General features: G+C 73.2%; 15 protein-coding genes. 9 read left to right on the forward strand and 6 right to left on the reverse strand.

Annotation, left to right across the window (positions count from 1 at the left end; genetic code table 11):
* Window positions 1–5 precede the first annotated feature (5 nt).
* The gene (locus ACIQTO_RS20920) at window positions 6–1,628 is read right to left on the reverse strand and encodes an FAD-binding oxidoreductase (RefSeq protein ID WP_402389945.1); all 1,623 of its coding nucleotides are present in this window, start codon (window positions 1,626–1,628) and stop codon (window positions 6–8) included.
* Between the two features lie 20 nt (window positions 1,629–1,648).
* Here ACIQTO_RS20920 and ACIQTO_RS20925 point away from each other — a divergent pair, with 20 nt between their 5' ends.
* Window positions 1,649–2,257 (forward strand): TetR/AcrR family transcriptional regulator, encoded by a 609-nt coding sequence (locus tag ACIQTO_RS20925; RefSeq protein ID WP_402389946.1) that lies wholly within the window; start codon window positions 1,649–1,651, stop codon window positions 2,255–2,257.
* 171 nt (window positions 2,258–2,428) lie between these two features.
* Window positions 2,429–3,985: a glycerol-3-phosphate dehydrogenase/oxidase gene (locus ACIQTO_RS20930; RefSeq protein ID WP_402389949.1), complete on the forward strand. Its 1,557-nt coding sequence runs from the start codon at window positions 2,429–2,431 to the stop codon at window positions 3,983–3,985.
* 31 nt (window positions 3,986–4,016) lie between these two features.
* Here the strand turns inward: ACIQTO_RS20930 and ACIQTO_RS20935 are convergent, their stop codons facing one another.
* Both ACIQTO_RS20935 and soxR read right to left on the reverse strand, forming a co-directional pair.
* Window positions 4,017–4,310 (reverse strand): hypothetical protein, encoded by a 294-nt coding sequence (locus tag ACIQTO_RS20935; protein ID WP_402389951.1) that lies wholly within the window; start codon window positions 4,308–4,310, stop codon window positions 4,017–4,019.
* Between the two features lie 251 nt (window positions 4,311–4,561).
* Entirely contained in the window at window positions 4,562–5,026 is a 465-nt protein-coding gene (gene soxR / locus ACIQTO_RS20940; RefSeq protein WP_402389954.1) for a redox-sensitive transcriptional activator SoxR, read from the reverse strand.
* Between the two features lie 95 nt (window positions 5,027–5,121).
* Here soxR and fdxA point away from each other — a divergent pair, with 95 nt between their 5' ends.
* Window positions 5,122–5,445 (forward strand): ferredoxin, encoded by a 324-nt coding sequence (fdxA, locus tag ACIQTO_RS20945; RefSeq protein ID WP_402389957.1) that lies wholly within the window; start codon window positions 5,122–5,124, stop codon window positions 5,443–5,445.
* 127 nt (window positions 5,446–5,572) lie between these two features.
* Here the strand turns inward: fdxA and ACIQTO_RS20950 are convergent, their stop codons facing one another.
* A complete protein-coding gene (locus ACIQTO_RS20950; protein ID WP_402389960.1) occupies window positions 5,573–6,334 on the reverse strand; it encodes an SDR family oxidoreductase in 762 nt (253 codons plus the stop codon).
* Between the two features lie 103 nt (window positions 6,335–6,437).
* On the opposite strand from ACIQTO_RS20950, the gene ACIQTO_RS20955 reads away from it, so the two are divergent.
* Window positions 6,438–7,349, forward strand: a complete 912-nt coding sequence (locus ACIQTO_RS20955; RefSeq protein ID WP_402389962.1) for a LysR substrate-binding domain-containing protein — start codon at window positions 6,438–6,440, stop codon at window positions 7,347–7,349.
* A gap of 158 nt (window positions 7,350–7,507) precedes the next feature.
* Complete coding sequence (locus tag ACIQTO_RS20960; protein ID WP_380572216.1) at window positions 7,508–8,083, forward strand: TerD family protein; 576 nt, start codon at window positions 7,508–7,510, stop codon at window positions 8,081–8,083.
* A gap of 93 nt (window positions 8,084–8,176) precedes the next feature.
* Here ACIQTO_RS20960 and ACIQTO_RS20965 read toward each other — a convergent pair whose 3' ends face one another.
* Window positions 8,177–9,427, reverse strand: coding sequence for an FAD-dependent monooxygenase (locus ACIQTO_RS20965; RefSeq protein WP_402389965.1), 1,251 nt, complete (start codon window positions 9,425–9,427; stop codon window positions 8,177–8,179).
* A gap of 267 nt (window positions 9,428–9,694) precedes the next feature.
* Here ACIQTO_RS20965 and ACIQTO_RS20970 point away from each other — a divergent pair, with 267 nt between their 5' ends.
* Window positions 9,695–11,743, forward strand: coding sequence for an FAD-dependent oxidoreductase (locus ACIQTO_RS20970; protein WP_402389967.1), 2,049 nt, complete (start codon window positions 9,695–9,697; stop codon window positions 11,741–11,743).
* Window positions 11,744–11,765: 22 nt separating this feature from the next.
* Here ACIQTO_RS20970 and ACIQTO_RS20975 read toward each other — a convergent pair whose 3' ends face one another.
* A complete protein-coding gene (locus ACIQTO_RS20975) occupies window positions 11,766–12,224 on the reverse strand; it encodes a pyridoxamine 5'-phosphate oxidase family protein (protein ID WP_402389969.1) in 459 nt (152 codons plus the stop codon).
* Between the two features lie 194 nt (window positions 12,225–12,418).
* Here ACIQTO_RS20975 and ACIQTO_RS20980 point away from each other — a divergent pair, with 194 nt between their 5' ends.
* The 3 genes from ACIQTO_RS20980 to ACIQTO_RS20990 all read left to right on the forward strand — a co-directional run bounded on the left by ACIQTO_RS20980 (window position 12,419) and on the right by ACIQTO_RS20990 (window position 14,364).
* Entirely contained in the window at window positions 12,419–12,988 is a 570-nt protein-coding gene (locus ACIQTO_RS20980; RefSeq protein ID WP_402389972.1) for a PadR family transcriptional regulator, read from the forward strand.
* Window positions 12,989–13,138: 150 nt separating this feature from the next.
* Window positions 13,139–13,849: a hypothetical protein gene (locus ACIQTO_RS20985; protein WP_402389975.1), complete on the forward strand. Its 711-nt coding sequence runs from the start codon at window positions 13,139–13,141 to the stop codon at window positions 13,847–13,849.
* Between the two features lie 317 nt (window positions 13,850–14,166).
* A complete protein-coding gene (locus ACIQTO_RS20990; protein ID WP_402389977.1) occupies window positions 14,167–14,364 on the forward strand; it encodes a hypothetical protein in 198 nt (65 codons plus the stop codon).
* Window positions 14,365–15,828: the final 1,464 nt, after the last annotated feature.

The following is a 15,828-nucleotide window of genomic DNA, read 5'->3' on the forward strand; positions in this document are numbered from 1 at the left end:
GCCGCTCAAGGGATCAGCTTGCCGGGGTTGAGGATGCCCGCCGGGTCCAGCTCGGCCTTGACCGCGCGCAGGATGCGGACGCCCAACTCGCCGATCTCCTCGGCCATCCAGGGCCGGTGGTCGGCGCCGACGGCGTGGTGGTGGGTGATGGTGCCGCCGGTGGCCAGGATGGCGTCCCCGGCGGCGCGCTTGGCGACGGTCCACCGGGCGAGCGGCTCCTCGCCGAGGGCGGCGACGACGGTGAAGTAGAGCGAGGCGCCGGTCGGGTAGACGTGCGAGATGTGGCAGAGCACGAGGGCGCCGGGCAGGGTGGTCGTCAGCGCGGCGGTGACCGCGGCGCGCAGGTCGGCGAGCCGGCGCCAGTCCGTCGCGGTCTCCAGGGTCTCGCAGAGCGCCCCCGCGGCGAGCAGGGAGTCGCGCAGGTAGGGCGCGTTGAACCGGCCGTGCTCCCAGGCGCGGGCCGGTGCCTCGCCGAGGGAGGTGCCGCCGGCCGCCGCCAGGACGGCCCGGGTCAGCTGGTGACGGGCGGCGACCTGCTCGGCGGAGCCCTCGAAGACGGTGACCGCCAGGCAGCCGGTGACGGCGGGCTCGCCGCCGATCTTCTCCGTCATCGCGAGGTTGACCATGGTCTCGGCCTCGTCGGAGAGCCGGATCACCGTCGGCCCGGTGCCCTGCTGCTCCACCGCGCGCAGGGCGGCCGCGCCGGTGGCGAAGTCGGGGAAGGACCACGCCTCGTAGGCCTTCACCGCGGGCAGCGGATGGATCCGGACGCGGACGGCGGTGATCACGCCCAGCGCGCCCTCCGAGCCGAGGAAGAGCTCGCGCAGGTCGGGGCCGGCGGCGGAGGCGGGGGCGCGGCCGAGGTCCAGCACGCCCACCGGGGTGATGACGCGCAGGCCGCGCACCATCTCGTCGAAGCGCCCGTACCCGGCGGAGTCCTGGCCGGAGGAGCGGGTGGCCGCGAAGCCGCCGATGGTGGCGAACCGGAAGCTCTGCGGGTAGTGGCCGAGTTCGAAGCCGTGCTCGGCCAGCAGCGCCTCCGCCGCCGGCCCGGTGAGGCCCGCCCCCAGGACGGCCTCGCCGGAGGTCGCGTCGAGGTCGAGCAGCCGGTCGAAGCGGCGCAGGTCGAGCGAGACGACGGCGGTGAAGCCCCCGCGCTCCGGGTCCAGTCCGCCGACCACGCTGGTGCCGCCGCCGAACGGCACCACGGCGATGCGGCGGTCGGCGCAGAGCGTGAGCAGGGCGGCGATCTCGTCCTCGCTGCCGGGCAGCAGGACGGCGTCCGGCGCGTCCTGCGGCTCGCGGCTGCGGCGGCGCAGCAGGTCGGGGGTGGACTTGCCGCCCGCGCGCGGCAGGCGGTCCGCGGCGGCGGCGCTGACGTACGCCTCGCCGACCACGGCGGCCAGGGCCTTCAGGTCCGCCTCGGCCAGCTGCGAGGGCCGCAGCGCGACCTCCTCGGCGGCGGGCCCGGGGGCCGCGTCGCCGGTGACGCCGAGGGCGGCGGCCAGCAGGGCCTTGATGTCGGCCGACAGCTCCTTGGCGAGCGCCGGGTCGCCCCAGGCGTCCCACTTCATCGGGGGGAGCGGCAGCGCGGCGTGGGCCGGTCCCGCTTGCGTCTCAGGTGCCATGCGTTACAGTTTCACACATCATGTCAAGTAGTAACGCTGGCCCGGTCGCCCCCGAGGTGACCCCCGAGCCCCGCAGCACCGATGACGTCATCCTCGACGCCGCCGCCGAGCTGATCGTCCATCTCGGCGTGCGCCGAACGCAGTTGGCCGAGATCGCCCGGCGCGCCGGGGTCAGCCGGCCGACCGTCTACCGGCGCTGGCCGGATGTCCGGGCGGTGATCGGGGCGCTGCTCACCCGCGAGATCCTCGCGACCCAGGGCACCGTCCGGCTCACGGGCGAGGACCGCGCCGCCTTCGTCGAAGGCGTCGTCGAGGTCGCCGTCCGGCTGCGTGACCACCCGGTGCTCGGCGCCCTGCTGGCCTCGGCCGACTCCGACACGCTCTTCGAGTACGTCGTCGAGCGGCTCGGCGCCAGCCAGCGCGGTCTGCTGGAGGCGCTGCGCGCGGGCATCGAGCAGGGCCAGGCGCACGGCTCGATCCGGGCCGGCGAGCCGGTCGAGCTGGCCGCCATGGTGCTGCTGATCGCCCAGTCCACCGTCCAGTCGCACCGCATGGTCGCGCACCTCCTGCCCGAGGCGGCCTGGCGGCGCGAACTGGCCAGGGCGCTGAACGGATACCTCGCGCCGTGAGCGGTCGCGGCTCGGTCGCGCGCGCCGTGAGTGGTCGCGCCGTGACCGCTGCGCCGTGCGGGCTCGCGCCATGCGGGCTCGCGCCGGGCAGGCTCGCGCCGGGCAGGCTCGCGCCGAACGGATACCTCGCGCCATGACCATGCACGCCGTGACGAACGGATACCTCGCGCCATGACGACCAACGCCGGGCCTTTCGCCGGAACCTCCCGACTCACCGCCCGGCGGCGGGAGGTGGAGCTGGACGCGCTCGCCGCCGCCCCGTCCGTCGACCTGCTGGTGATCGGTGGCGGGGTGACCGGCGCCGGAGTCGCGCTGGACGCGGCCGCGCGCGGGCTCCGCGTCGCCCTGGTGGAGGCCCGCGACCTGGCCTTCGGCACCAGCCGGTGGAGTTCCAAGCTGGTCCACGGCGGTCTGCGCTACCTCGCCTCCGGGCGGATCGGCGTGGCGCGGGAGAGCGCCGTCGAGCGCGGCGTGCTGATGACCCGTACCGCCCCGCACCTGGTCCGTTCGCTGCCCCAACTCGTCCCGTTGCTCCCGGGGTTGCTGCGGCCCGGGCAGGCGTCGTTGGTCCGGGCCGGTTTCCTCGCGGGGGACGCGCTGCGGCTGAGCGCCGGTACGCCGGGCGCGCTGCTGCCCCGGATGCGCCGCATCGACGCCGCCCGGGCCCGCCAACTGGTGCCCGCCGTGCGGGCGGAGGGCCTGGCGGGCGCGTTGGTCGCGCACGACGGCCAACTGGTCGACGACGCACGGCTGGTGGTGGCGCTCGCCCGGACGGCCGCGCAATACGGTGCCACCGTGCTCACCCGGGTCCGGGCGGAGGAGGTCACCGGCACCTCGGCCCGACTGGTCGACGGCCTCACCGGGCAGTCCCTCGTCCTCACCGCCGGCGCGGTCGTCAACGCCACCGGCGTGTGGGCCGGCGAGGTGGACCCGTCCATCCGGCTGCGGCCCAGTCGGGGCACCCACCTGCTGGTCGACGCGGCCGCGCTCGGCCACCCGGTCGCCGCGCTCACCGTGCCCGTGCCGGGCTCCACCAGCCGGTTCGTCTTCGCACTGCCGCAGCAGCTCGGGCGGGTGGCGATCGGGCTGACCGACGAGGACGCGCCCGGGCCGATCCCGGACGAACCGCGGCCGACCGAGGCCGAGCTCGACTTCCTGCTCGACACCGTCAACGCGGCCCTGACCACCGCGCTGACCAGGGCGGACGTGCGCGGCGCGTACGCCGGGCTGCGGCCGCTGATCGACACCGGCGGCGGCAGTACCGCCGACATCTCCCGGCAGCACGCGGTGCTGGAGTCCCCGTCCGGGGTGATCACGGTCGTCGGTGGCAAGCTCACCACCTACCGGCGGATGGCCGAGGACGCGGTGGACACCGCCGTCCGCCTGCGCGGCCTGCCGGCCCGCGCCTGCTGGACGGCCCGGTTGCCGCTGGTCGGCGCGCCGGGGCACCGGGACAGCCGGCCGGCGCCGGCCGGCGGGGTGCCCGCCTCGCTGGTCGCCCGGCACGGCGGAGCCGCCCGTGAGGTCCTGGCGGCGGGCGGTGCCGAGCCGATCGCCGAGGGCATCGACGTGACCCGGGCCGAGATCGTCTACGCGGTGACGCACGAGGGCGCTCTGGACACCTCCGACGTGCTCCACCGCCGGACCAGGATCGGCCTGGTGGCGCAGGACGCCGACCGTGCCCGTGCGGGGGTGGAGGAGATCGTCGCCCAGTGCCGGACCCGGTAGCGCGGGGTAGCCGCCGACGTCGCTCCGCGGCTCAGCGGCCGACGCGCTCGGGCGCCGGGTGGACCGTGCCGCCCAGGTCCACCGTGCAGGCGAGCGGGTGCTCCGCCGAACCGGTCCGCTCCAGCCGGACGGAGAGCGGCGGCGCCGGCTCCTCGGGAAGCCGGGCGGTCAGGGTGAGCGGGTAGACGCCGTGCCCGTGCACCCGGTGGAAGGCGCACTCCTTGCCGTCCACCAGCAACTCGGTCTCGGTGATCCAGCCCGAGCGGACGTTCACCGTGACGGACCGGCCGGCCCGGTCGAGGTGGAAGCTGTACCGGTGGCGCATGGCACCTCCCGCGCGGGGGTCCTCGCCCGCACGACCAGTCTAGGCCGGGCCTGGGCGGCCCGGCCCGGCCGCCACCCGCCGGCCCGGACCGTGCCGGACCTCGCCCGGCGCGTCGGTACCCCGTCCGGTACCGGTCCGCAGCGCGCCGCCCGGGGCCCGATCCTTCGGCTCCTGCCGGGTGTCGCGGGGGCGGCGCCCGGCCCTCGGGAGTCGGGAGCCACACGCTGACCGAGGGCCCGGACCCCGGCCCCCTACAGGCGTCGGGGGCCGGCGCCGTCCTCGGCGAGTGCGTCACTGGGGTTCAGCAGGGCGCAGGCCTTCATCGAGAGGCAGCCGCAGCCGATGCATCCGGTGAGTTCGGCCTCCAGTCGTTCGATGGTCTGCCGGCGCTCCTCCAGACGGCGCTTCCAGTCGCGGGAGGCGCGCTGCCACTCGTGGTGGCTGGGTGGCCGGTCGAGCGGTACGTCGGCGAACGCCTCCCGAAGGTCCTGCAGGGGGATGCCGATCCGTTTCGCCACCGAGATCAGGGCTACCCGGCGCAGCATGTGCCGGGGGTAGCGGCGCTGGTTGCGCTCGTCGCGTTCGGACGCGATCAGGCCGAGTTCCTCGTAGAACCGCAGGGCGGACACCGCTGTACCGGTTCGCGCGCTGACCTCGCCGATGGCGAGCCAGTCGTCGGGGGTGGCCTTGGCGCCGCCGGGCCGATGGGTCGTCATGCACCGCCTCCTGTTGACCTCAAGTTTACTTGAGGCCCTACGGTCGGTCGTGCCAGAGCGGCAAGCAGCACCGACCCGGAGAGGACGGCAGCTCGATGACGTTTGTGATCGCCCTGCCCTGTGTGGACGTCAAGGACAAGGCATGCCTGGACGAGTGCCCCGTCGACTGCATCTACGAGGGGGAGCGGATGCTCTACGTCCAACCCGACGAGTGCATCGACTGCGGCGCCTGCGAGCCGGTCTGCCCGGTCGAGGCGATCTACTTCGAGGACGACACCCCGGAGCCGTGGTGTGCGTTCAACACGGCGAACGCCGAGTTCTTCACCGACCTCGGCTCCCCCGGCGGCAGCGCGAAGCTCGGCCTGATCGAGAAGGACCATCCGATGGTGGCGGCGCTGCCGGTCCAGGACACCGTCTGACCCATCGGGGCGCCGGGCCCTCTCTTCCCGGGACCTTCCCGGACCTTCCCGGATCTTGCCGGGACCTTGCCGGAGGGGCGTGTCGCCGGGCGCCCGGCAAGGTCCGCGAGAAAGGCTCCGGGACCCCTCAGACCAGGCGGCCGCCGCCGTCCACGTGCAGGACCGTCCCCGTGACGAACGGGCTGGCCATCGAGAAGAGGACGGCGCGGACCAGGTCGTCCGTGCTGCCGACCCGGCGGGCGGGGTTGCGTTCGGCGACCGCGCGCAGGAACGGTTCCTTGTCGGCGCCCATCCGGTCCCAGGAGCCGCTGTCCACGATGCCGGGGGAGACGGCGTTGACCCGGACCGGGGCGATCTCGACGGCGAGGGCCTGGACGAGGAAGGCGAGCGCGCCGTTGGTGGCGGCCATCACCGTGCGGGCGGGGGCCGGGCGCCAGGCGGCGACGCCGGAGAAGAAGGTGAACGAGGCGCCGTCGGGACCGTCGGTCGCGGCCTGGCCGGCCAGGTGCTTCGCGAGCAGCAGCGGTCCGACCACCTTGGCGGCGAACGCGCGCTGCACGTCGGCGAGTTCGAGTTCGGCGAGCGGGCCGTTGGCGGGCATCGCCGCGGTCGAGACCAGGTGGTCGAAGCGGCCGGTGGCGGCGGCGAGCGCGGCGATCGAGGCCTCGTCGGTGAGGTCCACCGGGACGACCCGGGCCGGGCCGGCCAGCTCGCCGGCGGTCCATTCCAGCTTGCGCGGGTCGGGGCCGGCCAGGACCAGTTCGGCGCCGGCGGCGGAGGCGGCGTGGGCGAGCGCGCGGCCGGTGTTCGAGCCGGCGCCGACCACGACGACGCGGCGGCCTTCGAGGGCGGCGGAGGCGGGCGTGGGTACGGGCGTCTCAGCGGTCATGACGTGGCTCCTGAGGAGGTGGGGTGTCTTCGTCGTCCACCCTCCGTCGAGCTGCGGTGATGCGTCCAAGGCTTGTCTTCTCCCACAGCCATAAACTCTGTGCATGGCCACGCTCCGACAGCTCGAATACCTGGTGACCGTCGTCGACACCGGCTCGTTCACCCGGGCCGCCGAGTTGCTGCACGTCACCCAGCCCGCCCTCTCGCACCAGGTGCGGGCGCTGGAGCGGGCCGTCGGCGGCACGCTGCTGGAGCGGCTGCCGCGCGCCGTCCGGCTGACGCCGATGGGCCGGGCGGTGCTGCCGCACGCCCGCGCCGCGCTCGCCGACGCCGAGCGCCTGCGCACCGCGGCGTGGCTCACGGCCGGCCTGGACGGCGGCGAACTCGAGCTCGCCACCGTCTACTCGATCAGCCTCGGCATCCTGCCGCCGGTGCTGCGGGCCTGGCGCCGGCTCCACCCGCGGGTGCGGATCCGGCTGCGCGAGTACGCCCACAACGACGAGCTGCGCGCGGCGATGGCGGCCGGGCAGGCGGACGTCGCGGTCGGGACGCCGCCGCCGGACTGGGAGGGGCCGATCCGGGAGCTGGGCGTCGAGGAGTTCGTGCTGGCGCTGCCCGCCGAACCGGACGAGGTGACGGAGGGCCGGACGGTCCGGCTGGCCGACCTGTCGGGGCGCGACTGGGTGCACTACGCGCCCGGCAACGGCCTCGCCGACCTGCTCGACGAGGCCTGTGCGGAGGCCGGGTTCCGGCCGCGGGCGGCGGTGCGGACCGAGCAGACGGCGGCCGCGCCGCTGCTGGCCGCGGCCGGGCTGGGGCCGGCCCTGGTGCCCGCCAATATCGTCCCGACGGGCTTCGACGGCCTGGTCCGCCGCCCCGAGCCGCCGGTGCGGCGCCCGCTCGCGGCGTACACCCGGACCAGGCCGGATCCGCTGACGGCGGCCTTCGTCGAGCTGCTGGCCCGGCAGGCCTGTCTGCTGCCGCCGCACGTCGCCGAGTTGCTCGGGGGCGAGTGAGCCCGGGGGCGGCCCCCGGTGGCGCTGTCCGGGGGCGGGGCGGGGACGCATCGCGCGGTGGCCGGGGGCGGGGCGGGGGCGCATCGGGCCGGATGGATTCTCGTGATCTCTACAGTGTTGTAGATTCTTCTGGAGGGAGAGCAACCGAGGAGGGCATCGTGGGAGTTTCGCTGGCCAAGGGTGGCAATGTCTCGCTGACCAAGGAGGCGCCGGGTCTGACCGCCGTCATCGTCGGTCTCGGCTGGGACGTGCGGACCACCACCGGGGCCGACTACGACCTGGACGCGAGCGCGCTGCTCTGCAACGCGGTCGGCAAGGTGGTCTCGGACCAGCACTTCGTCTTCTTCAACAACCTGCGCAGCCCGGACGGTTCGGTCGAGCACAGCGGCGACAACCTGACCGGCGGCGGCGACGGCGACGACGAGCAGATCAAGGTCGACCTGGACGCCGTGCCCGCCGGGGTGGCCAAGGTGGTCTTCCCGGTGTCGATCTACGACGCCGACGCCCGTCTGCAGAGCTTCGGCCAGGTCCGCAACGCGTTCATCCGGATCGTCAACCAGGCCAACGGCCAGGAGCTGGCGCGCTACGACCTCTCCGAGGACGCCTCGACCGAGACCGCGATGGTCTTCGGCGAGCTGTACCGCAACGGCGCCGAGTGGAAGTTCCGCGCCATCGGCCAGGGGTACGCCTCCGGCCTGCGCGGCATCGCGACCGACTACGGCGTGAACGTCTGAGACCGCCCGTCGGGCCGTGCGACGGCCTGAACGTCCGAGACGATCCCTCGGGTCGTCTCGGACGGTGCCGGTCGGGCCGAACACCCTTTCCGGTCAGTCGGCCTGACGGTGGGTCGGCGGGCGCCCGAGGGCGTGTCCGCCGAACCCGCCGGTTCCGGCGACCTGTTGGCGCCACCAGGCGGTCATCGAGCCGTCGTCCATGGCCGACCAGTCCGGCGCCTCGGTCACCTGGGCCCGCCCGAGCCGCCGGCCGACCTCGACCATCTCCCGCCCCACCGCGCCGCGTTCGCGGTCGTACGCGGGCAGCAGCTCGGCCCAGGAGCCGGCCGCCCGCCAGGCGTCCTCGAAGGCGCAGGCGTCCTGCACGGCCTTGACCGCGCCGCTGGTGTTGTGCGGGCGGACCACGGTGGCCGCGTCCCCGGCGAGCAGCAGCCGCCCGGCGGTCCGGCGCGGAGCCGCCAGGTCGTAGATCGGCTGGATGAAGGTCCGTTCGCGGGGGGAGAGGGCGACCACCCGGGCCCAGTACGGCGGCAGGTGCCGCTCGGCCAGCTCGGCCAGTTCCTCGAACTGCCCGGTGGTGAGCGCCCCGGCCGGCACGCTGGTCGGGTCACCCGGTCGCAGCCAGGCCGGGGTGGGCGCGTAGAAGACGAAGTTGACCTGGGTGGAGCCCGGGGTCAGGCCGGGGATCCGGTACAGCACCACCTGGCCGCCGGGGTAGCAGACCGTGATCACCTCGTGCTCCGGCCAGAGCGCCGCGCCGCCGGGCAGCTCCGCGAGCAGCCGGGCGTCGAAGCTGCCGCGCCAGCAGACGTAGCCGGCGTACTCGGGCCGGGCCTCGGGGCAGACGGCCTCGCGGACCACCGAGCGGTAGCCGTCGGCGCCGATCACCAGGTCGTACCGGTCCGGTCCGCCGCCGGAGCCGGTCAGCCGGGCGTGGTCGCCGTCGCCCGCCACGGCGGTGACCGCCTCGCCCAGCCGGAACTCCACGCTGTCGGGGGTGCGTTCGCGCAGGGCCTGCCAGAGCACGCCCCAGTGGTAGGAGCGGAACGGCATCTCCTGCGCCCAGAGCAGCCGTCCGCGCGGTCCGGCCGCGCCGTCGGGGTCGTGGGCCAGCCAGTGCCGCTGGGTCAGCCGGTGCCAGCGGATGCCGTCGTCGAGGTGGCCGGCGCGGGCCAGTTCGGTGTAGCGGTCGTGGAGCACGCAGAGGCCGACGCCGCGGTCCTCCAGTCGGCCGGGGCTGCGTTCCAGTACCACCACCCGGTCCGCCCCGCCCCGGGCGGCCGCCCGCGCGAACGCGCACCCCGCGATGCTGCCGCCGACCACGGCTATCGATCCGCCTCGCACTGTCGTCCCCTCCCCGGGGATTCCTCCGAACCCCCCTTCGGGGAACGACCATACGCACATTCCGCGCCGACCTGACGGGTGGTCAGGCATATTGGACGCGGCCGTCGGGTGGGGTTCGGTGGGCGGTCGGCCCGGAGGTGGCCCGCGGCCGGCCCGCGGGTGGCGCCGTTCGGCGGGCGCCCGGTTATGCAACTAGTTGCATAGGACGCGCCACGTCCCCTACCGTGTGGTAACAACGAGCCGCCGCACGCCGTACAGGAGACGCCGATGAGCACCGACCCCCAGCGGGCCCAGACGCCGTACCCGCACCTGCTCAGCCCGCTCGACCTCGGCTTCACCACCCTCCCCAACCGCGTGATCATGGGCTCCATGCACGTCGGCCTGGAGGAGGCGCCGAACGGCTTCGAGCGGATGGCCGCCTTCTACGCCGAGCGCGCCCGCGGCGGCGTCGGCCTGATCGTCACCGGCGGCATCGCCCCCAACGAGGCCGGCCGGCCGTGGGGCGGCGGCGCCATGCTCACCACCGAGGCGGAGGCCGACCGCCACCGCGTCGTCACCGACGCCGTGCACGCCGCCGGCGGCCGCATCGCGATGCAGATCCTGCACTTCGGCCGCTACGCCTACCACCCCGACCTGGTCGCCCCCAGCGCCGTCCAGGCCCCGATCAGCCCGTACGTGCCGAACGCCCTCACCGCCGGGCAGGTCGAGCAGACCATCGAGGACTTCGCCCGCTGCGCCGACCTCGCCCGCCGGGCCGGCTACGACGGCGTCGAGATCATGGGCTCCGAGGGCTACCTGATCAACGAGTTCACCGCCGCCGCCACCAACCATCGCGAGGACGCGTGGGGCGGCGCGTACGAGAACCGGATGCGCTTCCCGGTCGAGATCGTCCGCCGCGTCCGCGAGCGGGTCGGCCCCGACTTCATCCTGATCTACCGGCTCTCCATGCTCGACCTCGTCCCCGGCGGCTCCACCCTCCCCGAGGTCGTCCGGCTCGCCCAGGCCGTCGAGGCGGCCGGCGCGACCATCATCAACTCCGGCATCGGCTGGCACGAGGCGCGGATCCCCACCATCGCCACCTCCGTCCCGCGCGGCGCCTACGCCTGGGTCACCAAGAAGGTGATGGGCTCGGTCGGCGTCCCGCTCGTCACCAGCAACCGCATCAACACCCCCGAGATCGCCGAACAGCTGCTCGCCGACGGCTGCGCCGACCTGGTCTCGCTGGCCCGTCCGCTGCTCGCCGACGCCGACTTCGTCGACAAGGCGCGGGCCGACCGCTCCGACGCCATCAACACCTGCATCGGCTGCAACCAGGCCTGCCTGGACCACACCTTCAGCGGGCAGATCACCTCCTGCCTGGTCAACCCGCGCGCCTGCCACGAGACCGAACTCGTCCTCGCGCCGACCAGGCTGCGCAAGCGGATCGGCGTCGTCGGCGCCGGACCGGCCGGCCTCGCGTTCGCCGTCTCCGCCGCCGAACGCGGCCACGCCGTCACCCTGTTCGACGCCGCCGACACCGTCGGCGGGCAGCTGAACGTGGCCCGGCGCATCCCCGGCAAGGAGGAGTTCGACGAGACCCTGCGCTACTACCGCACCCGGCTGGCCGAGTTGGCGGTCGAGCTGCGGCTCGGCACGCTGGTGGAGGCGGAACGGCTCGTCGCCGAGGGCTTCGACGAGATCGTCCTCGCCACCGGCGTCACCCCGCGGCGCCCGGCCGACCTCCCGGGCATCGACCACCCGAGCGTGCTCGGCTACCTGGACGTGCTGCGCGACGGCGCGCCCGTCGGCGAGCGGGTCGCCGTCCTCGGCGCCGGCGGCATCGGCTTCGACGTCGCCGAGTACCTCACCGACCAGGGCGACGCCGCGAGCCTCAACCCGCCGGTGTTCCACCGCAAGTGGGGCATCGACCCGGAGTACCGCGAGCGCGGCGGCCTGACCCGCCCCGAGCCGCCCCGGCCCCCGCGCAGCGTCCACCTGCTGCAGCGCAAGGCCACCAAGGTCGGGGCCGGCCTCGGCAAGACCACCGGTTGGATCCACCGCACCGAACTCAAGCACCGCGGCGTCACCATGGTCGCCGGCGCCGGCTACGAGCTGATCGACGACGCCGGCCTGCACTTCGTGGTGGACGGCGAGCGGCAGCTCCTGCCCGTGGACACCGTCGTCCTCTGCACCGGGCAGGAGCCGCGCCGGGAGCTGGACACCGCCCTGCGCGCGCTCGGCATCACCCCGCACCTGATCGGCGGCGCCGACGTCGCCGCCGAACTGGACGCCAAGCGGGCCGTCAAGCAGGGCACCGAGCTGGCGGCCGTGATCTGACCGGCCGCCCGGCGGCGCCGGTTCAGGGGCTGACGTCCAGTGCGGTGCCGTAGAGCCGGTGGACCCGCAGCCTGACCACCAGGCGCCGTTCGGCGACCTGTTCGGCCAGGAACTGCCGAGGGTCCGCCGGCCGGAACTCGGCCGGGAGCATCGCCAGCAGCTCCTGCCCGACCGCGTCACCGGGCTCGGTCGACTTCTCGGAGATCTCCGCCTCGCCCTCCGCGACGGCGAAGGAGAACGGGTCCGGCCCCTGGACGTGCAGCGCCGCCCGGGGATCGCGCCGCAGGTGGCGGACCTTGACGCGGTCGGCGGTGGTGGAGAACCGCACCGTCCGTCCGGCCGGGTCCCACTGGTAGAGCATGGTGGTCAGGTGCGGGTGGCCGCTGGCCTTGACGGAGGCCAGGGTGCCGAACTGCTGGGCGGCGAGCAGGTCCGAGGCGGCCTGGTCGGAGAGCGGGCGGGGGGTCGGTCGTTGAGTCATGACCGGTAGAACTGCTCGGCGCCCGAAAATGTTCCGTACTGGATTACCTGCATGTGGACTACTTTTCGCCGGCGTCGGGAGTCTGGTGTCGGGCGTCGGGAGTCCTGCGTCCTGTGTCGGGAGTCCTGCGTCCTGTGTTCTGTGTCCGGCCGCCCCCGGCGCTGCCGTCGTCCGGCCCGGCCTACGATCGGTCCATGTCCCTGCCGCACGCCATCCTCACCGCCCTGCTGGAGAAACCGTCCTCGGGGCTGGAACTGACCCGGCGGTTCGACAGGTCGATCGGGTTCTTCTGGTCCGCCACCCACCAGCAGATCTACCGGGAACTGGGCCGGCTGGAGACCGCCGGCCTGATCCGGGCGCTCCCGCAGGACGGCCCGGTGCGCGGTCAGAAGAAGGAGTACGACGTCCTGCCCGCCGGTCGCGCCGAACTCGAACGGTGGACGGCCCGCGGGGACGACCCGAAGGCCGTCCGCGAACCCCTGCTGCTGCGGCTGCGCGCGGCGGCGGTGGTCGGCACGGCCGGACTGGACGCCGAGCTGGCCCGCCACCTCGCCCTGCACCGCGCGCAGTTGGCCGACTATCGGGAGATCGAGCGGCGGGACTTCCCGGCGGCCGACGGGGCCGGGGGTGACCGGTCCGGCGGGGGCGTGGCCGACGGGGACCGGCTCCGGCACGCCGTGCTACGGGCCGGCATCGGGCTGGAGACCTTCTGGGTCGAGTGGCTCACCGAGACCCGCGCCACCCTCCCGGCGGAGCCCTCCTGACCCGCCTTACCCACCCTGACCTGCGATGACACCGCGCTGGCGGGCGGGGTCGCAGGGCCGGTGGGACACTGAGTGCCTGTCCCTGCCCGACTCCCGATCGGGGGCCGTATGTCGCACCCGAGGCCTCTCCTTGCCCTCACCGCAGCAGCCGTGGTCACCGTGGTCGCCCTCGGGACGGCCGGCCTCACCACGGGCTCCGCCGCCGCCCCACCGGCCGTCTCGCTCCAGGCCGCCGCCCCGGCCGACCGGCTCCCCACGAACGAGCAGCTGAAGGCGGCGCTGCTGAGCACCGCCGAACTCGGCCCGAACTTCACCGAAGTCCCGGTCGGCCAGAGTTCCGCATCGACGGGCGGCGGCGCCTCCCCGGTCGCCGGCTGCGACGCGCTCCGCGCCCTGCTCAACGGGACCGGAGCCGGACCGTCGCCACAACTCCCGCACCAGGAAGTCGAATTCGACGGCCCCGACGGCAACCCCATGGTGACCGAATCCCTCACCGCCGAGGACGCCACCCAGCTCACCAGCGACTTCACCGTCGTCACCGACGCGTTCGCCGGCTGCCACAGCCTGACCTTCAACGACGGCACCGACGCCTCCGTGACCTTCACCGTCACCCCCGTCACCCTGGGCGACCGCCAGGGAGCCCCCGCCGTCCGCCTCGACGGCACCCTGGCCGGCGTCCCGCTCAACGGCTACATCGCCGTCGAACGCTTCGGCACCGTCGCCATGTCCTACGGCTTCTTCCAGCGCGACGACGCCTCCTCCCAACTCGCCTCCCTCTACTACCGCGCCGCCGTCGCCAAGGCCGAACGCACCCTCAGCACCCCCGCCGGCACCGCCACCGCCCCACCCGCCTCCGTCTGATCCGACCGACGCGACCACCACGACCGACCCCCGCCGAGCGCCCGCCCGGCGGGGGTCAGCTGTCCTGCTGCCGGCAACGTTGGTCCGCGGACCGGCGAGCCGCCGCCCTGTCCTTCTGCCAGGGAGGCGTTCTGCACCTGGTTGTCCGGTGATGGTGTCAATGAACTCCGTTTCGGCCACGGCCTCGCTCGGGTAAGGTCGTTCGTCAGCTCCTCGTGATCGTGTGGGGTGCCCGCGGATCGGCTCCAGTCGATTTGCGGACGCGTCCTTGCGGTGCGATCCGACTGATGTGGAGGCCTTGCGCAGTGGATTTCCTGGTGCTTCTGGTCCCCCTGCTCGCAGGCATCGCCATCGTCACGGACTTCCGGGGCATCAGCAGGATCTTCATGCAGCCGAGCAGAAGGTCCCCGTCGGCGAAGGGGATGGCAGGCCCTCACCTACTCGCGGGATGGTTCTTCATCGTCCTGTCCGCGCTGGGTCTGCTGCTCGGTTTCATCGGACTCGTCGCGGGCTGACCGGGCACCGAATCACGCGCAGCGGAGCCATCTGTGCGGAACATCGGTCGCACTGCCACGTTCGATCTCTTCGAGGGGTTCCGGGGGCTAATCAATGAGATTCTCCAGTGGGCGATACGTCGGCACCTTATGTGCTGCCATCATTGCAGTGACTGGAATCGCCTTGGTGCTGACTGTTTGTTCGGGTGGCGTCCTGAGAGTTCCTTCCGCTGACCGCCGTTCCGTCATTGGCGGGCGTGCCGAAATAAGTCATTTTGATACGACGAATCCGGCAGGGGAAGAAGAATTCGAGATATCGTATCTTTTGTTCCCTGCGATGGGGGGATCCGGCTGATTCGGTTGCATTGGAGGTGTCCCGGCTGCAGGGCGCGGGGTGGAGGTCTTCGCATTCGGTCGAGGGTCAAGGTGTCTCACTCCTGAGTCCGACCGGGAAGAGTGTGGCAACGCTTGAGCTTGCAGGGGTCTTCCTTGGGAATCCCTCTGATGACAGGAGCATCGAGCCTGTTCTGCAGAAGATGGGGGATGAATTGCGGAGGAATCCTGAGGCTGTTGTCATCGCACTGGAGCGAGTGTCCCGCTAGCAGCCCGGGGGGCTGGTTCAGGATTCGCGGAGGGCAGCGTCAGCTCCGGAAGCCGCTCCGGGAATCGGTATACCCGCTGTGGAGACGTCGACCGAAAGGATTCGGGTCTCGGCCGGTCTGGCTCGGCCGATTCGGTTAGGGCGGGTCAGGCTCGCGCATGTGGGCAGACGATCTCGCGCACGGCCGTCACGATGAGAGCCCCTTGCTCCTCGGTGATGAAGAAGCTTCCGTCTCCCGCAAAAGCCGCCATCGCGTAACGGAGAGTGCCTGCTTCGTCCGATCCCCTGCTAATTTCGGTGCATACCTTTCGAGCGCTCAGTCCGGGAGTCCCGTAGCTGCTCAGTTCGGGTTCGATTTCCGCCAAAGCTTTGGTCAGCCTCGCGAGGGTGTCAGCGTCAGGCGGGGGCCATGGCGTTCCGGAGCGGGTAGGGCTTGGAACGTCGGCGGCGTTCGGTGAAGTCTCCTGCCCTCGTTGGTCGAGAACCATGCGGCCAACGAGATGACCGCTACTGCTGCCAGCGCCGTCGTGAGGGCGACAACAACCTGATAGATACGAGACGGCATGGCACCATGCTTCCAGGTCGGAGCTCGGAGGAGAACAGCACCATTCGGCGGGGTGGCCAGTGGATGGTGTCGACTGCTCAGCGGTTCGTTGGAAATGAAGCCTTTTGTACGGGAGCGGCGTTGACGCTGTGGCATGGGCTCAGCTATCCGTGAGCCGGGGGCCGATCGCGTTCGCCGACTGCCACAGCCTGACCGTCAACGACGGCGCCGACGTCTCCGTGACCTTTACCGTCAGCCCCGACCCGACCGGCGCTGCCCGGACACGGCAGCGGCCCCCGCCGAGCAACCGCTCGACGGGGGCCGGACGTGCGGTCAGCGG

The sequence above is a fragment of the Kitasatospora sp. NPDC091207 genome (assembly GCF_044768625.1).
Lineage (GTDB): Bacteria > Actinomycetota > Actinomycetes > Streptomycetales > Streptomycetaceae > Kitasatospora.